Annotated in this window: 4 protein-coding genes; 2 read left to right on the top strand and 2 right to left on the bottom strand. The window is 74.0% G+C overall.

The features are described from left to right. Nucleotides 1-638: 638 nt before the first annotated feature. Entirely contained in the window at nucleotides 639-1,037 is a 399-nt protein-coding gene (locus AB0O40_RS37145) for an MGMT family protein (protein ID WP_365050578.1), read from the bottom strand. Between the two features lie 158 nt (nucleotides 1,038-1,195). Between AB0O40_RS37145 and AB0O40_RS37140 the strand changes: the two genes are divergently transcribed. Continuing rightward, nucleotides 1,196-3,883 carry a lysylphosphatidylglycerol synthase transmembrane domain-containing protein gene (locus AB0O40_RS37140; RefSeq protein WP_365050577.1) on the top strand — a complete coding sequence of 896 codons (2,688 nt, stop codon included), beginning with the start codon at nucleotides 1,196-1,198 and terminating at the stop codon, nucleotides 3,881-3,883. 16 nt (nucleotides 3,884-3,899) lie between these two features. On the opposite strand, the gene AB0O40_RS37135 is transcribed toward AB0O40_RS37140, so the two are convergent. Then, the gene (locus AB0O40_RS37135; RefSeq protein WP_365050575.1) at nucleotides 3,900-4,640 is read right to left on the bottom strand and encodes a YwiC-like family protein; all 741 of its coding nucleotides are present in this window, start codon (nucleotides 4,638-4,640) and stop codon (nucleotides 3,900-3,902) included. A gap of 253 nt (nucleotides 4,641-4,893) precedes the next feature. Here AB0O40_RS37135 and AB0O40_RS37130 point away from each other — a divergent pair. Beyond that, the coding region (locus tag AB0O40_RS37130; RefSeq protein WP_365050573.1) for a molybdopterin-dependent oxidoreductase at nucleotides 4,894-6,527 on the top strand (1,634 nt) is incomplete at its 3' end.

Here is a 6,527-nt window from a genome sequence, read left to right as displayed (position 1 = left end):
GCCGCTTGACGGGGGTGGCAGGCTGGACCGGAGGCAGGCCCGGGCCTGGGATGGCCCGGAGGGCCACGGCGGAGCCGCGAAGTCCCAGGGGTGGGCCTGCCGCAGGGCCTGCGGGCCGCCCCCGTCAAGCGGCGCGGGGACCCGCACATCCCGACCGCCCGCCGTACGTTTGCCGCTGCGCGGAGCCAGGCCCCACCCCGCCCCTTCCCGAAACCGGTGGGCCCTGCCCCCGGATCCCCCGCGCCTCAAACGCCGGCGAGGCTGGGAGAGCGAGGGCGGGAGGAGCGAAGGCGGGGCCCCGCGCCGCACCCCGCGCCTCAAACGCCGGCGAGGCTGGCAAGGGGACAGCGGGACTCCGCCCCGAACCCCGCGCCTCAAACGCCGGCGGGGCTGGAAGGACGAGGGCGGGAGGAGGCGAGGCCGGCAAGGGGGCAGCGGGACTCCGCCCCGGACCCCGCGCCTCAGACGCCGGCGGGGCTGGGAGGGCGAGGGCGGGAGGAGCGAAGGCGGGGCTCCGCGCCGCACCCCGCATCGCCGCGGCCGGGTTCGCCGGCGGTGGGGTGTCCCCCTTCGGGCTGTCGGGGGCTCCTCCGTACGGACGTACGGGGGGTCCTCGGGCGCGGGGATGGCGGAAGCTGTCAGGTGTGAGCAGCCGCCGGGCCGTCGGGCCGTCCGTCCCAGCGCGCCCGGCGCATGTCGATGCGGGGTACGTGGCCTTCGGCGGAGCGCGGCGCCGGGCGCAGCGGGGTGCCCTCGGCGCGGTAGTGCTCCAGGGCGCGCAGTTCGTGGCCCGGCAGCAGCGTGCCGTCCGCGCGCACCACGCGCCACCAGGGCACCGTACTGCCGTAGAGGGCGAGCACCCGGCCCACCTGGCGGGGGCCGCCGACCCCCGGGCCGTCGCCCTCGCCGGCCAGCCATTCGGCGATGTCGCCGTAGGTCATCACCCGGCCGGGCGGAATCCGCTCGGCGAGGTCGAGGACCCGCTCGGCGTCGTCGGGCAGGTCGTGGGAGAGCTCGGCCGCTGTCATTCGACCCATGGTGCCGCAGGCCCGGGTGCGCCCCGGCGCACCCTGCTGCCCGCCCGCGCGGCCGGTCCGTGCCACCATCTTCCGGGCGGTGACTGGTGATACGAGAACAGGAAGGGGCGCCGCAGGGCGCCCCGGAAGATCATCCGAAGGATTCGAAGGAGCAGGGCGTGAGCGCGCAGAGCCCCGGAGAGGGGTTCGTCGACCCGGTCGAGGGCGACGAACCACTGCTGGCCGCACGCGTGCACCGTCCCTCCGACCTGGTGCGACTGCTCGTCGGCATCCTCGGCATCGCGGTCGTGCTGGCGATCGCGGCCTTCGCGCACGGCACGACCGTGGGCCTGGCCTCCGACATCCGGCACGGCACGGGGCAGGCACCCGACGTGCTGATCAAGATCGCGGGGCTGGTGTCCAGCATCGCGGTGCTGCTGGTCCCGGTCGCCTTCGCGATCGAGCGGCTGATCAAGCGCGACGGGCTGCGGATCGCCGACGGCGTGCTGGCCGCGGTGCTGGCGCACGGGGTGACGCTCGCCACCGACCTGTGGGTCGCCCGGGCCGCCTCGGACACGATCAAGGACGCCCTCACCATGCCCCAGGGCGCGGGCGAGGCCTTCACCGATCCGGTGCACGGCTACCTCGCGCCGGTGATCGCGTACATGACGGCGGTCGGGATGACCCGGCGGCCGCGCTGGCGGGTGGCGCTGTGGCTGGTGCTGCTGCTGGACGCGCTGGCGATGCTGGTGGGCGGCTACACCACGCCCTTCTCGATCATCCTGACCGTGCTGATCGGCTGGACGGTGGCCTACGGGACGCTGTACGCCGTCGGCTCGCCCAATGTCCGCCCCACCGGCCAGAACCTCCTGGCGGGGCTGCGCCGGGTCGGCTTCCAGCCGGTCCGGGCGATGCGCGCCGAGGAGGACGCGGAGCTCCCCGAGCACAGCGACCGGGGCCGCCGGTACCTGGTGACGCTGGAGGAGGGCCCGCCGCTGGACGTCACGGTCGTGGACCGCGAGCAGCAGGCGCACGGCTTCTTCTACCGGGTGTGGCGCCGGCTGACGCTGCGCGGGATCACCACCCGGCGCAGTCTCCAGTCCCTGCGCCAGGCGCTGGAGCAGGAGGCGCTGCTGGCGTACGCGGCGATCGCGGCGGGGGCGAACGCGCCCAAGCTGATCGCCACCTCGGAGCTGGGGCCGGACGCGGTGATGCTCGTCTACGAGCACATCGGGGGCCGCTCGCTGGACGCGCTGCCGGACGAGGAGATCTCGGACGAGCTGGTGCGCAGCGCCTGGCGGCAGGTCCGGGCGCTCCAGTCGCGGCGGATCGCGCACCGGCGGCTGGCCGGGGACGCCCTGCTGGTGGATCGTTCCGGCAACGTGGTCCTGACGGACCTGAGCGGCGGTGAGATCGCGGCCGGCGACCTGGTGCTGCGGATGGACATCGCGCAGCTGCTGACCACGCTGGGCCTGCGGGTCGGGGCGGAGCGCTCGGTGGCCGCGGCGGTGGAGGTGCTGGGCCCGGACGCGGTGGCGGACTGCCTGCCGCTGCTCCAGCCGATCGCGCTCAGCCGCTCGACCCGGGCGACGCTGCGGCGGCTGGGCCGGGAGCGGGCGGAGCGCGAGCGCGAGGCGGTGCTGGCGGCTTCGAAGGCGGCGAAGGAGGCCCGGGAGCGGGCCGCCCACCCGCCGGTGGCCGAGGAGGCCCCCGAGGCGGCCGCGGCCGAGCCGGCCACGGCGGAGACGAGTGCGGCCGCGGCCGCCGGTCCCAAGGTCGTCGCCAAGTCCGTCAAGCGGGAGAAGGCCGAGCGCAAGGCGGAGAAGCGGGCACTGGACGAGGCGCTGGAGGAGGCCCGCGAGGAGGACCTGCTCAGCCAGATCCGCCGGCAGGTGCTGCTGATCCGCCCGCAGGCGCCGGTGGAGCCGGCCCGGCTGGAGCGGATCCGGCCGCGGACCCTGGTGAGCTTCATCGCCGGGGCGTTCGCCGCGTACTTCCTGCTCTCGCAGCTGACCCACATCGACTTCGCGAAGGTCATCGACGACGCGCAGTGGGGCTGGGTGGCGGTGGCGCTGGCCTTCTCGGTGCTCAGCTACTTCGCCGCGGCGATGAGCCTGCTGGGCTTCGTGCCCGAGCGGGTGCCGTTCCTGAAGACCGTGCTGGCGCAGGTGGCCGGTTCGTTCGTGAAGCTGGTGGCGCCGGCCGCGGTCGGCGGCGTGGCGCTGAACACCCGCTTCCTCCAGCGGTCGGGGGTGCGGCCGGGGCTCGCGGTGGCCAGTGTGGGCGCCTCGCAGCTCTTCGGACTGGGCAGCCACATCCTGCTGCTGCTGTCCTTCGGCTATCTGACCGGGACCGAGAAGACCCCGGAGATGACCCCGTCCCGGACGGTGATCGCGGGTCTGCTGACGGTCGCGGTGCTGGTGCTGGTGGTGACGGCGGTGCCGTTCCTGCGGAAGTTCGTGGTGACCCGGGTGCGGGCGCTGTTCGCGGGCGTGGTGCCGCGCATGCTGGACGTGCTCCAGCGGCCGCAGAAGCTGCTCACCGGCATCGGCGGCATGCTGCTGCTGACGGCGTCGTTCGTGATGTGCCTGGATGCCTCGCTGCGGGCCTTCGGCGGCGGCGCGACGGTCAGCTACGCGAGCATCGCGGTGGTCTTCCTGGCGGGCAACGCGCTCGGTTCGGCGGCGCCGACACCGGGCGGTGTGGGTGCGGTGGAGACCACCCTGACCTTCGGTCTGATCGCGGTCGGGGTGGACAAGGAGATCGCCCTGTCGGCGGTCCTGCTCTTCCGGCTGATGACCTTCTGGCTGCCGGTGCTGCCGGGCTGGCTGTCCTTCAACCACCTGACCCGCAAGGGCGCCCTCTGAGGAGGGGTCCGGACGGTCAGAAGACCAGTAGGAGGGCCGTGAGCAGCGCGGCCGAGGCCACCACCTCGACCGCGCCGACCACGGCCACCTTCGGCCGCCGCCGGGGCATCAGGACGGCCCGTACGAGGTAGAGCCCGAAGGGCACCGCGAGCCAGGGGCTGAGCCAGGCCGCCACGGCGAGCGCGGCGGCGTGGTAGCCGACCGAGGCGCGGTGGTAGGCGCGGGACCTGCGCTCGCGGATCATCGTCTTGACGTACGGGACGGTCCCGCCGAAGTAGAGCAGGCAGGCCAGGGCCGGCCGCCAGCCGTCCGCCGGGTCGCCGCCGCCGAGCCGGAGGGCGACCAGCAGCATCCCGCAGGCCGGCACCACGGCGGCGAGGCCGTTGAGCAGGGCCCGCTCGCGGTTGCGGGCGGCGTGCCAGGTGGTGACCGCCAGGAACGGCGCGGCGGCCGCGGCGGCGGCGAGCAGCCAGGGGAACCGCCAGGCGAGCGGCAGGGCCAGGAGCGCGAAGGCCGCGCCGAAGGCCTGGGCGGGCCGGACGTGCCGGCCGGCCGCGCGCGGGTTGCGTGAGTTGCGGCGCAGCCGCAGCCACTGCTGGGCGTGGAAGGCGGCGACGTACCCGAGCAGCCAGGCCCCGAAGAGCGCGAGCTGCCACCACGTGGGCCGGGGCGCCAGGAACGTCCCGGCGAGGAAGGGCACCGCGAGCATCGCCCAGGCCCCGTGCTGGTCCGGCAGCCACCGCTGCTTTCCGCTCACCCTGGCTTCCCTTTCCCGCGCAATTCGCTTTCCGACGTCCCGTCGGCATTTCCGCGCGACACCGCCGGGCCCCGCAAATAGGCATTCCACCGCGCAATTTCGCGCGCGCGGCCGCCACCCGTCATCACACCAGCATCGCACCCATGGCCCCGGGAAATTCCGGCAGTTGGTCACCCCGCGACGGGACCTTTGTCACGGGGTGGCCGGAATTCACCGGCGTACCGTCGACGGGGGACGTATTTGGAGGGTCGCGTTGCAGGACAACCAGAGGCAGCAGAATGCCGCCGACGCACTGATCAAGGCGGGCAGTTTCTTCTCCCGCGCCGAGGTCTCCGAGGATCTGCGGACGATCCACCGCACCGGCGGGCGCGACGCGGAGGTCTTCTACCGGGACCGGTGGAGCCACGACAAGGTCGTGTACTCCACGCACGGCGTGAACTGCACCGGTTCGTGCCGGTGGAAGGTCTACGTCAAGGACGGGATCATCACCTGGGAGACCCAGGCCACCGACTACCCCTCGGTCGGCCCGGACCGCCCCGAGTACGAGCCCCGCGGCTGCCCGCGCGGCGCGTCCTTCTCCTGGTACTCCTACTCCCCGACCCGGGTGCGCTACCCGCACGTGCGCGGCGAGCTGCTGTCGATGTACCGGGAGGCGAAGGCCCGGCTCGGCGACCCGGTGCTGGCCTGGGCGGACATCCAGGGCGACCCCGAGCGGCGCCGCCGCTACCAACGGGCCCGCGGCAAGGGCGGCCTGGTCCGCGCCACCTGGGACGAGGCCGTCGAGATCATCGCGGCCGCACACGTCCACACCATCAAGGAGCACGGCCCGGACCGGGTCGCCGGCTTCTCCCCGATCCCGGCCATGTCGATGGCCTCGCACGCGGCCGGCGCCCGCTTCCACTCGCTGATCGGCGCGCCGATGCTCAGCTTCTACGACTGGTACGCGGACCTGCCGGTGGCCTCCCCGCAGGTCTTCGGCGACCAGACGGACGTACCGGAGTCCGGCGACTGGTGGGACGCGGCCTACCTGATGATGTGGGGCTCCAACGTCCCGGTCACGCGGACCCCGGACGCCCACTGGATGGCCGAGGCCCGCTACCGCGGCCAGAAGGTCGTCACCGTCTCCCCCGACTTCGCGGACAACACCAAGTTCGCGGACGAGTGGATGCACCCGCACCCCGGCACCGACGGCGCGCTGGCGATGGCCATGGGGCACGTCATCCTCAAGGAGTTCTTCGTCGACCGGCAGACGCCGTTCTTCACCGACTACGTACGGAAGTACACCGACCTGCCCTTCCTGGTCTCGCTGCGGGAGACGGAACAGGGCCTGGTGCCCGGCAAGTTCGTGACCGCCGCCGACCTCGGCCAGGAGACCGAGAACGCGCGGTGGAAGACCGTCCTGGTCGACGACGCGACGGGCGGGGCGGTGGTCCCGAACGGCACCCTCGGCCACCGCTGGGGTGCCAACGAGACCCCGGAGTGGAACCTGGACCTCGGGGCGACCGTGCCCCGGCTGACCCTGTTCGGCGAGGCCGGCGGGGAGAGCGCCGAGATCGTGCTGCCGCGCTTCGAGGACGACGCCGAGGGCACGCTGGTGCGCGGGGTGCCGGTGCGCCGCCTCGGCGGCAAGCTGGTCACCACCGTCTTCGACCTGCTGCTGGCCCAGTACGGCGTGGCCCGGCCGGGCCTGCCCGGGCAGTGGCCCAGCTCGTACGAGGACGCCGGGCAGCCCGGCACCCCCGGCTGGCAGGAGACCCTGACCTCGGTGCCCGCGGCCCAGGCGGCCCGGGTGGCCCGGGAGTTCGCCGAGACGGCCGAGAAGTCCCAGGGCCGCTGCATGATCCTGATGGGCGCCGGCACCAACCACTGGTTCCACTCCGAGACCAT

This window comes from Streptomyces sp. NPDC089919, from assembly GCF_040684615.1.
Taxonomy (GTDB): Bacteria; Actinomycetota; Actinomycetes; order Streptomycetales; family Streptomycetaceae; genus Streptomyces.
This window is presented reverse-complemented; position numbering and strand designations above follow the sequence as displayed.